This is a genomic window from Jannaschia sp. Os4 (assembly GCF_016820245.1).
Lineage (GTDB): Bacteria > Pseudomonadota > Alphaproteobacteria > Rhodobacterales > Rhodobacteraceae > Jannaschia.
Genome location: NZ_JAFCAR010000003.1, coordinates 389,646 through 407,029, shown reverse-complemented (window position 1 = coordinate 407,029; position 17,384 = coordinate 389,646). Strand labels below are relative to the sequence as shown.

Annotated in this window: 15 protein-coding genes; 6 read left to right on the top strand and 9 right to left on the bottom strand. The window is 71.9% G+C overall.

Going from position 1 to position 17,384, the window contains the following annotated elements; all coding sequences use genetic code 11:
* Positions 1–21 precede the first annotated feature (21 nt).
* Genes gndA through JQC91_RS06940 form a run of 3 tightly spaced genes read right to left on the bottom strand, consistent with a single transcriptional unit; the run spans position 22 to position 4,534 of the window.
* A complete protein-coding gene (gene gndA / locus JQC91_RS06950; RefSeq protein ID WP_343069924.1) occupies positions 22–1,437 on the bottom strand; it encodes an NADP-dependent phosphogluconate dehydrogenase in 1,416 nt (471 codons plus the stop codon).
* Positions 1,438–1,461: 24 nt separating this feature from the next.
* Positions 1,462–4,020 (bottom strand): HWE histidine kinase domain-containing protein, encoded by a 2,559-nt coding sequence (locus JQC91_RS06945; RefSeq protein ID WP_203286074.1) that lies wholly within the window; start codon positions 4,018–4,020, stop codon positions 1,462–1,464.
* Positions 4,013–4,534: a hypothetical protein gene (locus JQC91_RS06940; RefSeq protein ID WP_203286073.1), complete on the bottom strand. Its 522-nt coding sequence runs from the start codon at positions 4,532–4,534 to the stop codon at positions 4,013–4,015. The genes JQC91_RS06945 and JQC91_RS06940 overlap by 8 nt, the downstream gene beginning before the upstream one ends.
* A 181-nt stretch (positions 4,535–4,715) precedes the next feature.
* Here JQC91_RS06940 and JQC91_RS06935 point away from each other — a divergent pair, with 181 nt between their 5' ends.
* The 3 genes from JQC91_RS06935 to JQC91_RS06920 all read left to right on the top strand — a co-directional run bounded on the left by JQC91_RS06935 (position 4,716) and on the right by JQC91_RS06920 (position 8,133).
* Entirely contained in the window at positions 4,716–5,567 is an 852-nt protein-coding gene (locus JQC91_RS06935) for an SDR family oxidoreductase (RefSeq protein ID WP_203286072.1), read from the top strand.
* A 644-nt stretch (positions 5,568–6,211) separates the two neighbouring features.
* A complete protein-coding gene (locus JQC91_RS06925; protein WP_203286070.1) occupies positions 6,212–7,777 on the top strand; it encodes an alpha-amylase family glycosyl hydrolase in 1,566 nt (521 codons plus the stop codon).
* Positions 7,774–8,133, top strand: coding sequence for a DUF2007 domain-containing protein (locus tag JQC91_RS06920; RefSeq protein ID WP_203286069.1), 360 nt, complete (start codon positions 7,774–7,776; stop codon positions 8,131–8,133). The genes JQC91_RS06925 and JQC91_RS06920 overlap by 4 nt, the downstream gene beginning before the upstream one ends.
* Here JQC91_RS06920 and JQC91_RS06915 read toward each other — a convergent pair whose 3' ends face one another.
* From JQC91_RS06915 to JQC91_RS06905, 3 genes are all read right to left on the bottom strand, one after another.
* Positions 8,134–8,409, bottom strand: coding sequence for a hypothetical protein (locus tag JQC91_RS06915; RefSeq protein ID WP_203286068.1), 276 nt, complete (start codon positions 8,407–8,409; stop codon positions 8,134–8,136). It abuts the gene before it with no gap.
* 6 nt (positions 8,410–8,415) lie between these two features.
* Positions 8,416–9,513, bottom strand: a complete 1,098-nt coding sequence (locus tag JQC91_RS06910) for an SDR family oxidoreductase (RefSeq protein WP_203286067.1) — start codon at positions 9,511–9,513, stop codon at positions 8,416–8,418.
* Positions 9,514–9,624: 111 nt separating this feature from the next.
* The gene (locus tag JQC91_RS06905; protein ID WP_203286066.1) at positions 9,625–10,071 is read right to left on the bottom strand and encodes a PA2169 family four-helix-bundle protein; all 447 of its coding nucleotides are present in this window, start codon (positions 10,069–10,071) and stop codon (positions 9,625–9,627) included.
* Between the two features lie 168 nt (positions 10,072–10,239).
* Between JQC91_RS06905 and JQC91_RS06900 the strand changes: the two genes are divergently transcribed.
* Positions 10,240–10,731: a DUF892 family protein gene (locus JQC91_RS06900; RefSeq protein ID WP_203286065.1), complete on the top strand. Its 492-nt coding sequence runs from the start codon at positions 10,240–10,242 to the stop codon at positions 10,729–10,731.
* Positions 10,732–11,339: 608 nt separating this feature from the next.
* Here the strand turns inward: JQC91_RS06900 and JQC91_RS06895 are convergent.
* From JQC91_RS06895 to JQC91_RS06885, 3 genes are read right to left on the bottom strand one after another with little or no spacing between them, the layout of a single operon-like run.
* The gene (locus JQC91_RS06895; protein ID WP_203286064.1) at positions 11,340–12,929 is read right to left on the bottom strand and encodes a DUF3618 domain-containing protein; all 1,590 of its coding nucleotides are present in this window, start codon (positions 12,927–12,929) and stop codon (positions 11,340–11,342) included.
* The gene (locus JQC91_RS06890) at positions 12,929–13,351 is read right to left on the bottom strand and encodes a phage holin family protein (protein ID WP_203286063.1); all 423 of its coding nucleotides are present in this window, start codon (positions 13,349–13,351) and stop codon (positions 12,929–12,931) included. Before JQC91_RS06890 ends, JQC91_RS06895 begins: the two co-directional genes overlap by 1 nt.
* Positions 13,348–14,208 carry a hypothetical protein gene (locus JQC91_RS06885; RefSeq protein ID WP_203286062.1) on the bottom strand — a complete coding sequence of 287 codons (861 nt, stop codon included), beginning with the start codon at positions 14,206–14,208 and terminating at the stop codon, positions 13,348–13,350. The genes JQC91_RS06890 and JQC91_RS06885 overlap by 4 nt, the downstream gene beginning before the upstream one ends.
* 357 nt (positions 14,209–14,565) lie before the next feature.
* Here JQC91_RS06885 and JQC91_RS06880 point away from each other — a divergent pair, with 357 nt between their 5' ends.
* Both JQC91_RS06880 and JQC91_RS06875 read left to right on the top strand, forming a co-directional pair.
* The gene (locus JQC91_RS06880; RefSeq protein WP_203286061.1) at positions 14,566–15,795 is read left to right on the top strand and encodes a putative DNA modification/repair radical SAM protein; all 1,230 of its coding nucleotides are present in this window, start codon (positions 14,566–14,568) and stop codon (positions 15,793–15,795) included.
* On the top strand, positions 15,792–17,249 hold the full coding sequence (locus JQC91_RS06875; RefSeq protein ID WP_203286060.1) for a UdgX family uracil-DNA binding protein: 1,458 nt from the start codon (positions 15,792–15,794) through the stop codon (positions 17,247–17,249). The genes JQC91_RS06880 and JQC91_RS06875 overlap by 4 nt, the downstream gene beginning before the upstream one ends.
* The last annotated feature ends 135 nt before the right edge of the window (positions 17,250–17,384 follow it).

Here is a 17,384-nt window from a genome sequence, read left to right as displayed (position 1 = left end):
ATCGGCGGAGATGGGAAACGATCAGGTCCGGGGGTCCGGTTCGTTTCCGGCCCAAGGACCATGCACGTCGGTCCGCCCGTCCGCGTGGACGAAGCCGTGCAGCCCGAAGTAGTCGCGCTGGCCTTGGATCATGTTGGCCGTGCCCCGCGCGGTGCGCATGGAGTCGAAGTAGAACAGGCCCGACCCGAGGGCGGGCACCGGGTGCCCGGCGCGGGCCGCCTCGGCCACGGTCTCGCGCAGCGCGGCGTGCGCGTCCTTCAGGATCGCGGCGAAGTGGGGCGTGCGCATCAGGTTCTCGCCCGGATGGTCGGCGAGGGCCGAGGCCATGTCGTCCAGCATCGCCGAGCGGATGATGCACCCCTCGCGCCAGAGCCGGGCGACCTGCGGCAGGTCGATGTCCCAGCCGTTCGCCTCGCAGGTGGCCGCGATCATCACGAAGCCCTGCGCGTAGCACATGACCTTGCCCGCGATCAGCGCGCGCTCAAGCGTTGCGTGGTCGAGCGAGTCGAACCGTTGGGGCGCGGCGCCGAACACGTCCTCCCCCGCCGCCCGCTCGTCGCGGCGCGCCGACACGTTGCGCGCGACGACCGCCGCCTCGATGGCGGGGATGGGGGTCAGGAGGTGCTGGCTCTCGATCGCGGTCCAGCGCCCGGTGCCCTTCTGGCCGGCGGCGTCGACGATCACCTGCAGGAGCGGCTTGCCCGTCGAGACGTCCTTGGCCCGCGCGACCTTGCCCGTGATCTCGATCAGGTAGGACTTGAGCGGGCCCTCGTTCCAGCCCTCGAACACGGCGGCGATGGCGTCCTCGTCCATGCCGTTCCCGTCGCGCAGGATGCCGTAGACCTCGGCGATCATCTGCATGTCGGCGTATTCGATGCCGTTGTGGACCATCTTCACGAAATGGCCCGCGCCGCCGGGGCCCAGCAGGCCCGCGCAGGGCTCCCCCTCGTGCTTGGCGGCGATGGCGAGGAGGATGTCCTCCACCATGTCCCACGACTCCCGCGGGCCGCCCGCCATCATCGACGGGCCGTGGCGCGCGCCCTCCTCGCCGCCGGAGACGCCAAGGCCGAGGAAGCGCCACGGCTCGCCCTCGGCGCGGGCGGCGCGGCGGTCGGTGTCGTGGAAGTTGGCGTTGCCCGCGTCGACGATCAGGTCGCCCTCGTCCAGCAGCGGGGCCAGCGCGTCGATCTGGTCGTCCACGATGGACCCGGCGGGGACCATCAGCACGATCGCGCGGGGCCGGTCGATGGCACCGACGAACGCCTCCAGCGTCTCGTGGCCCGAGATGCGGGGGGCGAGGTCGCCCGCCTCCGCCACGAACCGCTCGGTCACGGAATGGGTGCGGTTGTGCACCGCGATGTCGAAGCCCTTCTCGGCGATGTTGGAGGCCAGCGCCGCCCCCATCGTCCCCAACCCGATCAGTCCGATGCGCGCCACGTTCGTCCTCCCGCCGAGGCGGCCCTACCCCAGCACCTCCGCGATCCGCGCCCGGAACTCGTCCGGAGCGTAGGGCTTCCGCAGGACCGGCGCCGGGGGGTAGGCCGCCGTGATCTCCCCGTCTCCGTAGCCGGTCACCAGGACGAAGGGAACGCCGCGCTCGGCCAAGGCCTCGGCCACGGGCAGCGAGTTCGTGTCGCCGAGGTTCACGTCGAGCACCGCGAGGCCGATCGCGTCGGCCTCGAGGACGGCCATCGCCTCGGCCACGGTTCCCGCCATGCGCACGGTGGCACCCATGTCCTCGAGCATGTCGGACGTGTCGAGCGCGATGATCATGTTGTCCTCGACCACCAGCGCGAGGCCGTCCCACTCCAGCGGTCCCGCCGCCTCGGAAGCGGCGGGCGACGGCGCGGACGCGCCCTCGTCCGGGGCGGCGCGCACGAAGCGCGCCGGCACCACGAAGCGCCCCTCCACGCCGGTCGGCGCGAAGGACAGCTCGGCCTCGCCCTTGAGCTCGTAGGGGATGGACCGCTCGATCAGGGTGGTCCCGAAGCCGCGCCGGGTGGGCGCGCGCACGACGGGGCCGAAGCGGTCGCGCCACCGGATCGTCAGCGCGCCGTCCTCCTCCCGGTCGAGCGAGACCTCGACGCGGCCCTCGGGCACCGAGAGCGCGCCGTACTTGCACGAGTTGGTCATCATCTCGTGGATCACCAGCGCCACGGCGGTGTAGCCGGTCGGCTCGAGCGCGGCGTCCGCCCCCTCGACCGCCACGCGCTGGCGCAGGTCGGCGTCGGCGAAGGCCTCCGCCTCGGTCCGCAGCATCTCCTTGACCGAGGCCGCCGACCACGCCCCGTCGGTCAGCATGTCGTGCGCCCGCGCCAAGGCCGCGATGCGCCCGTCGAGCTCGCGGGTGTAGCCCTCCAGCGTCGCCGCCTCGGCCCGCCCCTGCGAGACGAGGCCGCGGATCAGGTTGAGGATGTTGCGGACGCGGTGGTTCAGCTCCGCGATCAGCAGGTCCTGCTTCTCCTCGGCGAGCTTGCGGGCGCGGTTGGCCTCGTCGGCGATCTTGAGGACGACCTCGAGCAGCGTGACGCGCAGCGCCTCGGCGGTCGCGATCTCCGCGCGGCTCCAGCGGCGGGACTGCCCGTGGACCGTCTGGCGCCACGCCTCGAAGGACTTGCGCGGGGTCAGTCGGACGCCGTTCGGGCCGCTCGCCTCGACCGGCTTGTCGGGGTTGCCGGCCCACACCACCTCGGAGGCGACCTCGTCGCGGAACAGCACGATGTAGTCGCGCGGCGTCCGGCTGATCGGCAGCGCCATGAGCCCCGCCACCGGCTTGGAGAACTCGGCCGCCGCCGGATAGCGGGCCTGCGCCTCGTGGGTGGCGAAGACCTGCGCGGTGGGCGTGGTGTTGAGGTAGCGCGCGAGGCCGAGGAACTCCTCCCGCGTGGGGGCGTGGCCCCGCGCGACGTACTCGCCGCCCGAGTAGATCGCGATCCCGTCGAAGGGCAGCGCCCGCCCGATCTCCTCGGCCACGAGGTCGAGGCTCTCGGTCAGGTCGCCGCCCATCGAGACGCGCGCGATCAGCGCGTCGTGCAGGGCGCGGGCCTCCTCGGCCTGCGCGCGCTCGGCGTCCGATTCCTTCTGCGCGAGCTCGTAGGAGAAGAGCTGCCCGAACAGCTCCACCGCCGTGCGCCGCTCGAAGCCCACGCTCATCGGCCCGTAGTGGTGGCAGGCGAACAGCCCCCACAGCTCGCCCTTCCGCAGGATCGAGACGGACATGGAGGCGCGCACCCCCATGTTGCGCAGGTACTCGAGGTGGATCGGCGAGACGGCCCGCGTCACCGACAGGCTGAGGTCCGGGGCGTGGCCGTCCGGGTTGGTCTCCGGGACGATCGGGTAGGTCTCGCCGTCGACGTCGGCGATCAGGCGCAGGAGGCTGCGCTTGTACAGAGCGCGGGCCTGCTTGGGGATGTCCGAGGCGGGGTAGCGCAGGCCGAGGAAGCTCTCGATCCTCGGGGCGGCGGACTCCGCGATCACCGTGCCCGACCCGTCCGGGTCGAAGCGGTACACCATCACCCGGTCGAACCCCGTCAGGGCCCGCAGCCCGCGCGCCGCCTCGGCGGAGACCTCCTCGACGGTATCGCGGCGCCGGACGCGCCCGATCAGCGGATGCACGAGGCTGACCTCGTCGCCCGCGCGCGGCGCATGGCGCGGCTCGAGCTCGAGGACGACGTCCCGCCCCGACAGGTGGATCGACACGTCGCAGTCGCGGTCGCGCACCTCCAGCCCGAAGAGGCGCACCTGCTCGAGGTCGCGACCGAGCCCCTGCATCCGGGACTGGAGCGCGCGGATCGCGTCGGCGGACACGTGGTCGGAGAGCGGCGTGCCGACCATCTCGTCCGGCGACAGCCCGAGCAGGTCCGCCACGTTGGTCGACACGTGGCGCACGATCCAGTCGGAGGAAATGGCGATCAGGACGCCGTAGGCCTGCACCCGGCCGAGCTGGTGGATCGGCTCGCGGTCGCAGTTGGTGAGGTCGACCGTCTCCTCGGTCCAGCGGGAGCCGTCGGAATCACGCATGGGCCACCTCCCGCAGGGCGGCGGCCTCGAAGAGGGCGAACCACGCGAGGGCGGCTGCGACGATCCGGTCCGCCTCCGCGCCAGTGGCGGGGCGGGCCGAGAGGTCCTCGACCAGCGCGGGCCACGCGCCCTGCGGGGCGGGCCGGGCGAGCCAGCGGCCCGCGCGGGCGGCGCGCGGGTCGGCGCCGCGATGGGCTTTGGCCATCATCCGCGCGCCGAGGCGGGAGCCGAGCCAGAGGTAGCGGCGGGCGAGCGGGTGGTCCACGGCGGGCGGGGCCATCGGCGCCGGCATCTCCGCGCCCAGCGCGGCGAGGTCGGCGCGCAGGTCGCGCAGCCCCTCGTCGAGGTCGCCGAGCCCCGCGCCGCCCATCGCCCCGAAGGCCGCCGCCTGCCCGCGCAGCATCGCGCGCAGGTCGTCCGCCCGGCGCAGGTCCAGGTCGGCGACCGCCGCGTCCACCGCGTCATGCGCCGCGCGCGTCTCCACGCGCAGCCGTGCTCTCAGGCTTTCGGCCATGTCCAACCCCTGCAACCCCGGGTGGTATATGCGGCCGTGCAGTCGCCGGATCAAGCGTTCCGCATGGTTATCAACCCATTGCGCCCCGGACCGGCGCCGCGGGGGAAACCGGACGACCCGACGGAACGCCCCCGCCCCCCGGGCGCGTTGTGCCGCGACCCAACCCATAAAGGAGCGCGCCATGAACGCCCCCCACATCCCGCCCCAGTCGCAGGACGCGATGCCCGCCCACGAGTACAAGATGGACCCGGCCCCCGATTACGCCCCGCGCCACCCCGGCTCTGGCAAGCTCGAGGGCAAGGTCGCCTTGGTCGCCGGCGGCGATTCGGGAATCGGCCGCGCCGTCTCGGTCCTGTTCGCCCGCGAGGGCGCGAAGGTCGCCATCGCCTACCTCGAGGAGGACCGCGACGCCGAGGAGACCAAGCGGCTGGTCGAGGCGGAGGGCGGCGAGGCGCTGCTCCTGCCGGGCGACCTCGGGATCAAGCGCAACTGCGAGGCGGCGGTCGAGAAGACCGTCTCGGAGTTCGGCCAGCTCGACATCCTGATCAACAACGGCGCGCAGCAGTGGATCGACGAGGAGTTCACCGAACTCTCCGAGGAGAAGATGCGCCAGATGATCGGCTCGAACATCATGGCCTACATGTTCCTGACGCAGGTGGCGCTGCCGCATCTCAAGAAGGGCGCGCGGATCATCAACACCTCGTCCGTGAACGCCTTCGCGGGCCACGGCACGCTGGTCACCTACTCCATGACGCGCGGCGCCTCGCTCGCCTTCACGCGGTCGATGGCGTCGAACCTCGTGGACAAGGGGATCACCGTGAACGCGGTCGCGCCCGGCCCGATCTGGACGCCCTTCATCCCCGGCACCATGCCCGCCGAGGAGGTCGAGGACTTCGGCTCCGGCACGCCGATGGGCCGCCCCGGCCAGCCGTGGGAGGTGGCGACCGCCTACCTGTTCTTCGCGTCCTCGGACGGGGAGTACTACACCGGCCAGACGATGCACCCGAACGGCGGCATGGTCGTCGGCGCCTGACGGTCGGGGGGCGCCTATGGGCGCCCCCCTCTTCACGGACGTCGCAGCGCTCCCCAGCGCCTCGCGTCGGGGCCATGCCATCGGCCCCGTGCCATCCGGGCCGCCACGCGGCGTTTGAACGCGGCGGGCGCGCGGGGGACCTTCGCGCGGTGCCGGGTCCGATTGCAGTGGAGACAAGCGGCGACGATGTTGTCCGGCGCGCTCGTCCCTCCCTCCGAGCGGGGGAGCAGATGCTCGGCGGTGCACTGCAGGCCCGGCGGACATCCCGTGGGGGCGGGCGATCCACCCTCCCACATTGGCAGGCCACAGTAGTGGCAGAGGCCACCTTGCGCGCGAAACTTCGCGCGACGCGTTTCGACGAGGTTCGGCATGATGCCAGCCTCCATTGTGTATATGGAAGCGATCGCGCGATGCCGTTCGGCATTCCCCGGTCGGAAGCTGGTGCCCGCGCGAGCCCGGTAAGCCGTGGCATCGCCATCCGGCCCGGAGGACCTAGGGGCGCCGCCGGGGGCGCCCGCAAGCGCCTGCGCACAAGCTAGCGGTAGGACATCCGCGTCGTCGACCCCCATTCCCACTGCTTCGAAGCGCGCGCTCGCTTGCGAAAGGGCGCGCCCTACCTGCGGGACACACCGTCCGGAGACCCCATGTCCAACCCCCATCGCGTCTGGCCCAAGTCGCCGGTCATCTACCAGATCTACCCCCGCAGCTTCCGCGACACGACCGGCAACGGGATCGGCGACCTCGACGGCATCCGGCACAAGCTGCACCACGTGGCGAAGCTGGGCGTCGACGCGGTGTGGCTCTCGCCCTTCTACCCCTCGCCTCTGGCGGACGGGGGCTACGACGTGGCCGACCACGTCGACGTGCATCCGGCGATGGGCAAGATGGACGACTTCGACCGGCTCGTGGACCGCGCCCACGAGCTCGGGCTCAAGGTGCTGATCGACCAGGTGTTCAACCACACCTCCGACGCCTCCCCGTGGTTCCAGCGCTCGATCCTCGGCGACCCGGACTACGCCGACTACTATGTCTGGCGCGATCCCAAGCCCGACGGCACCCAGCCGAACAACTGGCTGTCGCAGTTCGGTCCGCCCGCATGGACGTGGAACCACAAGCGGCGGCAATACTACTTCCACAACTTCACCAAGCAGCAGCCGTCGTTGAACCTCCGCAACCCGCGCGTTCAAGAGGAGCTGTCGGAGATCATGCGCTTCTGGCTCGACCGGGGCGTCGATGGCTTCCGCCTCGATGCGGTGACCTCGTTCCTGTTCGACCCCGAGATGCGGGACAACCCGCCGGCCACCCCGGCCGTGCGGGAGAAGGTCTCGGGCGAGAACTTCGTGCCCTACACCTACCAGGACCACGCCCACGACATCCTGCCCGGCGACGGGACGGACTTCATGGAGCGGGTGCGCCGGTGGGCGGGCGAGGACACGTTCCTGTTCGGCGAGGTCACCTCCGGCAACCAGTCGATCGAGCTGGCCTGCCTCCTGTCCGCGCCCGGACGCCTCGACGCCGCCTACACCACCGACTTCCCCGAGAACGGCGGCACCGCCGCCGCCTATGCCGACTGCCTCGAGCGGGCCGAGGATCCGCGCCGCCTCGGCTGGTGGCTGTCCTCCCACGACCAGCCGCGCCATGCCGACAAGTCCGGCGACGGCTCGGACCGGGACGTCCGCTTCCTCGCCACCGTGCTCATGGCCTCGCCCGGCCCGGTCATCGTCTACCAAGGCGAGGAGCTGGGCCTCTCCCAGCCCGAGCTCCCCAAGTCCGCCGTGACGGACCCGCTCGACCTGCTCTACTGGCCCGACGGGCCGGGGCGCGAGGGCGCGCGCGTGCCGATCCCGTGGGCCGAAGGCGAGGATCGCGGCTTCAGCACGGGGCGCCCGTGGCTGCCGATGGACTGGCCGGACGGGATCAGCATCGCGGTCCAGGAGATCGGGGACAGCAACCTCGCGTTCTACCGCCGCGCCTTCGCCTTCCGGCGCGCGGCGGGGCTGTCGAACATGGAGCTGACGGACTGGTCCCGCGACGGCGACGTGATCCGCCTCTCCTACGCGATGCCCGGCGCGAGCGGGGAGGGCGGGGCGGAGGCGGTGCTGAACTTCGGCGAGACCTCCTGCCGGACCAAGGCCGCGCCGGACTTCGCCTCGCAGGCGTTCGACGGCACGCACATGCCCGGACGCTGCGGCGCGGTCTGGCTCACGTGAGCGGCTATCCCGGCTTCGTGCAGGTGGCGGCGCATCCGGACGCCACAGGCCTCGCGCTCGACCGCGCGGCGCTGGAGGCCGCTGACATCCCCGTCGTGGTGAACGGCGCCCTCACCGGCGCCCTGCCAATGCGGGCGCGATGGGTGGCGCCCGCGACGGTCTGGGTGCCCGAAGCCCGCGCCGCCGAGGCCCGGCGCCTCCTCGACGCGATCCGCGAAGGCACCGTGTCGGCCGAGGATCCGGACGCCTATGCCGACCACCCTGCCCCGGACTGGACCCCGCCCGACCCGCACGCGCCCCGCCCGACATGGGCGCAGCAAGCGTGCGCGCTGCTCGCGTGGATCAGGCGGCGATAGTCACTCGGCGGGCACCGCGCCCGCGGACTCCTCGGCCTCGGCCCGCTGCTTCCACCGCGCGAGGCCCCACAGGTTGATGCACAGCAGCACCGCGTTCTGCGCCAAGAGCGCGGGCATCCCGTTGACGAACCCCGTCCAGACCCAAGCGGCGGACGCGACGACGTAGAGGACGAAGGCCCACACCACGAGCCATTTCGGACGGCCCACCGACACCATGATCGTGGCGGCGATCACGCAGACCGCCGCCACCCATTGAAGCACGTCGCCGAGATCCACGGGCCGTCAGTGACCGGCGGCGCGGTCGTGGCGGGCCAGCGTCTCGCGGGCGTGGTCCGTGTAGCCCCAGCGCGCGCCGGTCTCCTCTACGGCGACCGGGGCCTCGCGGCGCGCGACCCGGCGGCGCGGCGACGGGGCCGCGCTGCGGCCCACCAAGGCGCCCAAGCCGAACAGGAGGGCGGCGCCGCCGATGGCCAGCGCCTTGCGCGTGGCATCGGCGTCCACCGCCATGCCTTGGACCTCGGCCTTGTGGTCGAACGAGCCGTGCGCCCGCGACGGGTAGTCCGACAGCGGCGTCTCGAGGTTGTCGCCCCGCCCCCAGTCGGTCTGGTCCGAACGCTGCATCTCGACGCCGTTCTCGGCCAGCATCCGGTCGAAGTAGTCCGGTGCCAGCATGTTGCCGAACACCAACTGCACGGCGGCGCGGCCCACCAGCACCTCGCGGCAGTCGTCGTCGATGGCCTTCATCACCCCCCGCGCGGCGACCTCGGGCTGGTAGATCGGCTCGGCGGGCTGGGGCTTGTTGTCCATGCGGTTGCGCGCCCAGTCGAACTGCGGCGTGTTCACCGCCGGCAGCTGCACGAGGCCGATCTCGATGGGCCGCCCCTGCCGGATCAGCTCGGAGCGGACGGACTGCGTGAACCCGTTCACCGCATGCTTGGCGCCGACATAGGCCGACTGCCACGGCAGGCCCCGGTAGGAGAGCGCGGAGCCCACGTTGACGACGTTGCCGCGCTCCATGTGCTGCAGCGCTGCGCGCACCCCGTTCACGGTGCCGAGATAGGTGCCCTCGGTCACGCGGCGGAACTCGGCGTCGGTCATGTCCTTGAAGGGCGAGATCACGGTCAGCATGGCCGAGTTCACCCAGACGTCCGGCTTGCCCCAATGGGCCACGAGGTCGGACGCGGCCTTCTCGACCTGCGGCCACTCCGCGACGTCGCAGGCGCGGGTCCAGACCCGGTCGCCGTACTGCGCCTCGATCTCGTCCAGCCGCTCCTTGCCGCGGGCGAGCACGGCGACGCGCCAGCCCCGGTCCAGCATCATGTCCACGACGGCGCGGCCCACTCCGGCCGAACCCCCTGCGACGACGGCGATCTTGCTCATGGCGTGTCTCCTGTTGGGCGGTGGGATCGGATGGCGCGGGGACGGCCCCCGGACGATCCGGTCCCGGACGGCGAGGGGGCGCGCCCGGACGGCACGCCCCCGTGGGCGGGATCACTCGGCGGCGAGGTCCTGTCGCGTCTCCAGCTGCGCGATGGCCGACTGGAGCGAGGCGTGCTGCTCCTTGAGGAACCCGTATTCCGGGTCCATCCCGCCCGCCGCCTCGAGGGCTTGGTCGTAGGCGTCGAGCAGGACGTTCTCGCCGCGCACGACCTCGGCCAAGGTGGCGGCGTCGTCCGAGCCGGTCACGGCGTCCTTCAGCCCCACGAAGGTGCGGTGCGCCGAGGCCAGCAGCGAGCCGTCCTCGTCCACCGTGTGGCCCTCGCGCACGAGGTACTGGCGCACCTCCGAGGCGTTGCGGTCGCGGCGCGCCATGAACTCCTCGAAGATCGACTTGATGTGCGGGGATTCCACGTGGTCGATCGACTCGCGGTAGCCCTCGCGGCTGTCGACCAGGCGCGTCAGCAGGGTCTTCATGGCGTCGATTCGGTCGGTGGTCATGGGGGGTCTCCAGATCTGTTTGCAGGTTGGTCTCGGCGATGGAAACGCGGGCGACCGGGGGCGCTGTTCCGCCCCGATTCGGGTTTCTTTCGCGGGGCTTCCTAGGAACGGGGGGCGGGGGGGGCGCGTTGGGCGGCGAACCCAACCTGCAAACGGGAGACCCCTGCGATGGACACCCTCAAGGACCTCTATCTCGACCAGCTCGACGACCTCTACTCGGCCTGCAAGCAGTCGCGGGACGTCACGATCGAACTGGAGAAGGCGGCCACGAACGCCGACCTGAAGGAGGCGCTGCACAAGGGCCACAACGGCATCTCGGCGGGCATGGACGTGATGGCGGGCCTGATCCGCGAGCACGGCAAGGAGCCGGGCGACGAGCATTGCAAGGGCATGGAGGGGCTCGTGAAGGAGGCCCGCGCCCACGCGCTGGAGGAGACGTTCGGCGACGACGACGTGCGCGACGCGATGATCATCACGCAGTATCAGCGCATGGCCCACTACGCGATCGCGGGCTACGGCTGCGTCAAGGCCTTCGCCGAGCGCCTCGGCCTCGACGAGGCGGCGCAGCACTTGGACAAGCACCTGTCCAACACCTACGACGGCGACGAGAAGATGACCGACCTCGCCAAGGGCGGGATCAACAAGGCCGCCGCGGCCTGATCCGCCCGACGCCCCGACGACCGAAGGGCGGCCCGCGGGCCGCCCTTTCTTCGTGGCAAGCCCAAGTCCCGCCGAAGGGCACTCGCCGCCGCCACCCTCCCCGAAATCCCCGGCCCCATGCTTGGGAATGACGGCGCGGAGGCCCCGTAGGGTGGGCGAAAGCCCACGCGTCGGCGCCCTTCGAGGCGGTGGGTCAGCCCGGTGTTGGTAGAGAGATCCACGGGACGCGTGGGCTGTCGCCCACCCTACGCCATCCCTCCGCACGCCCCGCGGCGTTAACCCATTGTTAGCTGCTCGCCCCGATCACCCTTCCTGCGCGCACCGGGGGAGACCCTGGACAGGATCATGACGGACCCCGACGGGCTCCCACGGGAGTCGCCTCGTCGGCCGGCCTCGAAGACGACCAGGCCACCCGAGCGTGGCAGGGCAGCAAGGTTCGTCCGTCCCTCCCGGGGAAAACCCGACGGGACGCGGCGCCGATCTTCCTTCCCCCACGGGGGACCACGAACCGCCCCGACGACGGGGCCAGCAAGAGACCCCCGCACGCGAAGAGCGCGCCCCCCTTCCGGAGGACGCGCCCACTGCTCGTGCCTAAACTGGCGGTCGGATCAGCTGCGGAGCGAGCCGCCCAGATCCTGCTTCTTCGCCTCGGCCTTGGCGGCGTCGGCCACGCGCTCGGCGGCCCCCGTCACCTTGGCCTCGGCCGCGTCGACCGCGGCCTTGCCGGTCGGCACGGAGGACTTCGCGTCCTTCGCGGCGCCCTTCGCCTCCGACACGGCGCTCTCGGCTTGGGTCTTTGCCGCGTCGAGCGCGCCCTCGGCCTTCGCCTTCGCCTCGTCCAAGGCCCCTTCAGCCTTGGCCTTCACGCCCTGAACCGTCTCGTCGGCGATGTCCTTCGCCTCGGCGACGGCTGCGGCGGCGACGGCCTTCGCCTTGGCGGTCTCCTCGTCGAAGATGGCCTGCGCCTCGTCGAAGAGGTGGTCGCGGTAGGCGCCGAAGGCGTCGTCCTCGGTCTCGGTCCGCGGCAGGCCGGCCCCGATAAGGGCGCCCACGGCCAGCGCGATGCCCCCGAAGGCGAGCGGCTGGCTGTCGTAGGCGCGGCCGGTCTTGCGCGAGGCTTGGCGCAGCTTCGCCTCGGCGGAGGACTGCGCCTCCATCGCGGCGGCGCGGGCGCGCATGACGCGCGCGCGGGCTTGCTCGGACAGGCTCTCGGTGCCGTCGCTCAGCCGGGCCCGGAGGTCCGCCGACGAGGCGTAGGCGCGGGCGCGGTAGCCCTGCGCGCGGGCCTTGGCCGTGTAGTAGCGGCCCTTGGCCGAGCTCTGCCAGTCGCGGAAGGCCGAGGAGGTCGAGTCCGCCGCCGACGAGATGCGGTTGCCCGCCGCGTCGTAGAGGTGGCGGGCCCCGCCGCGGGTGCCGTCATAGGCCGAATGCGCGCCGCTCGCGGTCGCGTCCCAGCCGTCGCGTGCGCCATGCTTGGTCGAGTCCCAAGCACCCTCGGCCCCGCCCTTGGTCGAGTCCCAAGCGGCGCCGGCGCCGTCCTTGGTGGAGCCCCACGCGGAGCCGGCGGCGCCCTTCGTCGAGTCCCACGCGCCCTCGGCGCCGTCCTTCGTGGCGTCCCACGCGCCCTCGGCCTTCGCCTTGGTCGCGTCCCACGCCTCGCCGGCCTCGGCCTTCGCCTTGTCCCACGCGGACGGATCGTCGGACCCGACGCGCTCGAGGCGGTCGTCGTAGCCCGCGTAGGCGCCCGCCATCGGACGGCCGCGCGAGGACAGGCCCGGCGCCGACGGATAGCTGCGGTCGTCCCACGAGGGGTTGGCCTGCGGCGATTCGTAGTCCGACGGGTCGTCGGGCCGCAGGTCGCGGCGCGTCGCGAACTCCGGCTGGGCCGAGTTGTCGCGCGGGTCGTAGCCGTGGCGCGTCGAATAGGCGTCGTGCCGGGCGTAGGAGGGCTTGCGCGCCCCCGCCACCAGCCACGCGATGCCGACCCCCGCCAGCGCGGCGGCGACCGGGTTGCGCTTGACCTGCTCCACGAGGCCGTTGGCGATGTCGCCGCCGTTGTCCTTCGCGTAGCCGGTCACTTGGTTGAGGATGCGCTCGGGCGAGAAGGTCGCCTGGAGCTCCTCCAGCGAACGGGCCAGCGCGGTGCGCTCGGCCTCGATCTCCCGCTCGATCTCGGCGGGGCTGCGGTCGTCGGACATCACACGTGCTCCTTGATGGTCTCGGCGTCGCGCTTGACGTTCTTGGCCGTGCGGCTCGGCGCGAGCGAGGAAAGTTTCAGGTCGGAGGTGCCCTTGGCCACCATCGCGAAGGCGACGAGCGCGAGCAGGCCGCCCACGATCAGCGCGGCCCAGCCGGCGTCGATGCCGAGCTCGGCCACGGCCACCACGAGGGCGCCGGCGAGGACGTTCAGCGCCACGAGCGCGACGATGAGCGCCCCGGCGATCAGGCCGATGGCCACGCCCGCCTTGGTGATGTTGTCGCTGACCTCCGTGCGCGCGAGGTCGAACTCCTTGCGCACGAGGTTCGACACGTGGGTCAGCACCTCGGAGATGATGCCGGGGGCGGCCTTCAGCCCGCCGGGCTCGACGTCGGGGTCGCGGAACTTGCTCTGATCGTTCATTTCGCCGCTCCGTTCACGCGGCCCGTCGACGTGGTCGCCGAGCCGATGGTGGCCGTGTCGGCCGTCGTGGGGGCGGAGCCGCCCACGCGGGTGTCGTAGGCCGTGTTGCGCACGCCCGGGGTCGGCGGCTCCATCCGCGCGTAGTCCCGGTCGTCGTAGTCGTAGCGCGGGCCGCGGTCGGACGCCTTGAGCAGGCGCGCGCCGACGAAGCCCAGCAGGGCCGCGCCGCCGAGGAACAGCGCCGGGTTGCGGCGGGCGAAGCCCTCCACGTCGTCCATCATCGTCGAGAAGTCGCGGTCGCGGATCACCGTGGCCGCCTCGGATAGGCCGTCGGCGAGGTAGTCCGCCGCGCGGGCCTGGTAGCTGTCCTCGCCGAACTCGCGCCCGGCGGAGCGCAGCGCGCTCGCCTGCTCGTCGACGACGGAGGCCGCCTGGTCCTTGTAGCCGTGCGCCGTCTCGGACGCGGTCGACTTGGCCCGGTCGGCCAGCGCGGCCGCCTCGGCCTTGGCCTTCTCCGACAGCTCGGAGGCGCGCGCCTTGGCGGCGGCGCCGGTCTCGGCGGCGGCCTGCTTGGCGTCTGCGGCGACCGAGGTGGCGGCGGCCTTCGCGTCGGCTGCGATCTCCTTCGCGTCCTTCTGCGCGTCGGCCTTCACCGCCTTCGCGTCGGACTTGGCCTCGGACGCCATCTCGGCGGCGGCCTTCTCGGAGGACTGCTGCCCGCCGGTGGCCGTGGACGACGTCTCGAGCGACGCCTTCGCCGCCGGGGACGAGGTCGACGCGGCGGTCATCGTGGTGTGGGAGTTGGGAGCGGGCGTCTCGATCTTGGAGCCGCCCTTCCCTTCGGTCTTGTCGGACATGGAACGTCCTCCTGTCTCGTGGGGGATGGGGTCGGTCGGTCGGCGAACCGTCAGGCGACGAAGCTGATGACGGCCAGGACGACGACGACGACGCCGATGATGTAGAAGATGCTGTTCATGCTCTCGCTCCGTGCAGGCATCCGGGACGCGGCGCCCCGGCGGGTCTTGAAGGCGTGACGGTCCGCAGGCCGTCATCGCCCCCCCAACGTCGCCGTGGGGGGGGATTGTTCCACGATGACGTGCGCGCCCGCCCCGGACGCTCGCCCGATGCGGGCATGGCGACAGGGGCGCGCGGACGACCGCCGGCGGCGATCGTTCCGCTTGCAGCGGAACCACCGTGAACATAGTATGAACACCATGGGAAAGATGACGCTGCAGCAAAAGCTTGGCATCCTGTCGGACGCGGCCAAGTACGACGCCTCCTGCTCCTCGTCGGGGGGCGCGAAGCGCGACTCGCGCGACGGCGCGGGGCTCGGCTCGACCACCGGGTCGGGCATCTGCCACGCCTACGCGCCGGACGGGCGGTGCATCTCGCTGCTGAAGATCCTGATGACCAACCAGTGCATCTTCGACTGCGCCTACTGCATCAACCGGCGCTCCTCGAACGTGCGCCGCGCGCGGTTCACCGTGGACGAGGTCGTGCATCTCACGACCGAGTTCTACCGCCGCAACTACATCGAGGGGCTGTTCCTCTCGTCGGGCATCATCCGGTCGTCGGACTACACGATGGAGCAGATGGTCCTCATCGTGGAGAAGCTGCGCGCGGACGGCTTCCGCGGCTACGTCCACCTCAAGACGATCCCCGACGCCTCGCCCGAGCTGATCGAGCGGGCGGGCCGCTGCGCCGACCGGCTGTCGATCAACATCGAGCTGCCGCAGGACCGCTCCATCGCGGAGCTGGCGCCCGAGAAGGACGGTGCCGACATCCGCAAGGCCATGGCGGGGGTGCGGCTGCTGAAGGACTCGGCCGACGAGCCGACCTTCCGCGGGCGCCGCGACCGCTTCGCCCCCGCCGGGCAGTCGACGCAGATGATCGTGGGCGCCGACGACAGCACCGACGCCGACGTGCTGGGCCAGTCGACGCGCCTCTACGGCGCCTACGGGCTGAAGCGGGTCTACTACTCCGCCTTCTCGCCGATCCCCGACGCCTCCGCCGTGCTGCCGCTGAAGGACCCGCCCCTGATGCGGGAGCACCGGCTGTACCAAGCCGACTGGCTCCTGCGCTACTACGAGTTCGGGCTGGACGAGATCACGTCTGCGGCGCCGGACGGCAACCTCGACCTCGACGTGGACCCCAAGCTGGCGTGGGCGCTGTCGAACCGCGACCGCTTCCCCGTGGACGTGAACCGCGCCGACCGCGAGGCGCTGCTGCGCGTGCCGGGCTTCGGGTCCAAGATCGTGGACCGGATCGTGAAGGCGCGCCGCCAGGTGACGCTGGGGCTGGAGGACATCCGCCGCATGGGGGGCCGGGTGAAGGCCGCCCTGCCCTTCGTCACGGCGCGCGACCACCACCCGTCGGGGTCGCTCGACGCGGTGGACCTGCGCGCCCGCTACGTGAAGCCCAAGCAGATGGAGCTGTTCGCATGATCGCCCCCCGCCTGCCCCGCGTCGGCACCCTCGACGCATGGCGCGCCGCCGCCAAGCGGCTGGCCGCCGCGCGCGTCGATCCCGCCGAGGTGGAGTGGGGGCTGGAGGGCGAGGCGGCCCCGCTCTTCGCCGCGCCCTTGGACGACCTGCCCGAGCCCACCCGCGCGCTGCGGGTGCCACGCGCCTTCCCGGACCTCGCGCGCACGCTCATCCCCGAGCGGACGCATCTGGGCCTGTCCACTGCCTACGAGCTTGTGCTGCGCCTCCAGTCCGAGCCGCGCTTCTTGGAGAACCGCGCCGACCCGGCCGTCGCGCGCGCCGAGCGCATCGCCAAGGCGATCCGGCGCGACATCCACAAGATGCACGCCTTTGTCCGCTTCAAGGAGCAGCACGGGCGCGCCGACCGGCGCATGTTCACCGCATGGTTCGAGCCGGACCACCGGATCGAGGAGGCGGCGGCCCCGTTCTTCGCCGACCGCTTCGGCGACATGGACTGGACCATCCGCACGCCCGAGGTGGCGATCCGCTTCCGCGAGGGGGCCTTGGAACTCGTGGCGCAGGACGGGTCGCGCCCCGACGAGGGCGACGAGATGGAGGGGCTCTGGACGACCTACTACGGGTCGATCTTCAACCCCGCGCGGCTGAAGCCCGACGCGATGCGGGCGGAGATGCCCAAGAAGTATTGGCGGAACCTTCCGGAGGCGGCGGCGATTCCCGACCTGATCGCCAACGCCCGGTCCCGGGTGGCCGAGATGCACGAGGCGGGCCTGACGCCCGCCGCTCCGGCCATCGCCCGCGGCCCCGCCCCGGAGGACACGACCATGAAGATGCCCGCCCAGCACGACCTCTTCGGCTCCCAGACGCTGGACGAGGTGGCCGAGTCCGCCTCGGCCTGCACCCGCTGCCCGCTCTACTCCGACGCCACGCAGGTGGTGTTCGGCGAGGGGCCGAGATCGGCCTCGGTGATGTTCGTGGGCGAGCAGCCGGGCGACAAGGAGGACCTCGCCGGGCGGCCCTTCGTCGGCCCCGCCGGCCAGATGTTCACCGACTGCGCCGAGCGGGTCGGCATCGACCGCGACGACTACTACGTCACGAACGCGGTGAAGCACTTCAAGTTCGTGCTGCGCGGGCGCCGCCGCATCCACCAGCGGCCCGCCGCCTCGGAGGTGAACGCCTGCAACTGGTGGCTGCAGCAGGAGCTGCAGATGGTCGACCCCAAGCTGGTCGTCGCGATGGGCGCGACCGCGCTCCACGCGCTGACGGGCAACGGGGCGGGCATCCTCAAGCGGCGCGGCGGCGTCGAGCAGACCCGCGACGGTCGCCCCTGCCTCGTGACGGTGCATCCCTCCTACCTGCTGCGCCTGCCCGACGAGGACCTGAGGATGGCCGAGATCGAGAAGTTCGAGGCCGACCTCCGTCGGGTCCACGACCTCGTGCGCGAGGCGGCGGCCTGAGCGGAAAAACCGTTCCGCTGTAGTGCGTTCCGCGAATGCGGCAATGCAGCATTTTTCCGCCGCCCCGCAAGGAACCCCCTCCCGCGGTCCGACGTTTCATGTCAAATGACGCCCACAACCCCAGGTTGTGGTGCG

What these genes read in the sequence shown, in the direction of transcription:
- JQC91_RS06945 (WP_203286074.1), bottom strand. Translation starts at nt 4,020, where the DNA reads ATGCGTGATTCCGACGGCTCCCGCTGGACCGAGGAGACGGTCGACCTC.
- JQC91_RS06940 (WP_203286073.1), bottom strand. Translation starts at nt 4,534, where the DNA reads ATGGCCGAAAGCCTGAGAGCACGGCTGCGCGTGGAGACGCGCGCGGCG.
- JQC91_RS06935 (WP_203286072.1), top strand. Translation starts at nt 4,716, where the DNA reads ATGAACGCCCCCCACATCCCGCCCCAGTCGCAGGACGCGATGCCCGCC.
- JQC91_RS06925 (WP_203286070.1), top strand. Translation starts at nt 6,212, where the DNA reads ATGTCCAACCCCCATCGCGTCTGGCCCAAGTCGCCGGTCATCTACCAG.
- JQC91_RS06910 (WP_203286067.1), bottom strand. Translation starts at nt 9,513, where the DNA reads ATGAGCAAGATCGCCGTCGTCGCAGGGGGTTCGGCCGGAGTGGGCCGC.
- JQC91_RS06905 (WP_203286066.1), bottom strand. Translation starts at nt 10,071, where the DNA reads ATGACCACCGACCGAATCGACGCCATGAAGACCCTGCTGACGCGCCTG.
- JQC91_RS06900 (WP_203286065.1), top strand. Translation starts at nt 10,240, where the DNA reads ATGGACACCCTCAAGGACCTCTATCTCGACCAGCTCGACGACCTCTAC.
- JQC91_RS06895 (WP_203286064.1), bottom strand. Translation starts at nt 12,929, where the DNA reads ATGTCCGACGACCGCAGCCCCGCCGAGATCGAGCGGGAGATCGAGGCC.
- JQC91_RS06890 (WP_203286063.1), bottom strand. Translation starts at nt 13,351, where the DNA reads ATGAACGATCAGAGCAAGTTCCGCGACCCCGACGTCGAGCCCGGCGGG.
- JQC91_RS06885 (WP_203286062.1), bottom strand. Translation starts at nt 14,208, where the DNA reads ATGTCCGACAAGACCGAAGGGAAGGGCGGCTCCAAGATCGAGACGCCC.
- JQC91_RS06880 (WP_203286061.1), top strand. Translation starts at nt 14,566, where the DNA reads ATGGGAAAGATGACGCTGCAGCAAAAGCTTGGCATCCTGTCGGACGCG.
- JQC91_RS06875 (WP_203286060.1), top strand. Translation starts at nt 15,792, where the DNA reads ATGATCGCCCCCCGCCTGCCCCGCGTCGGCACCCTCGACGCATGGCGC.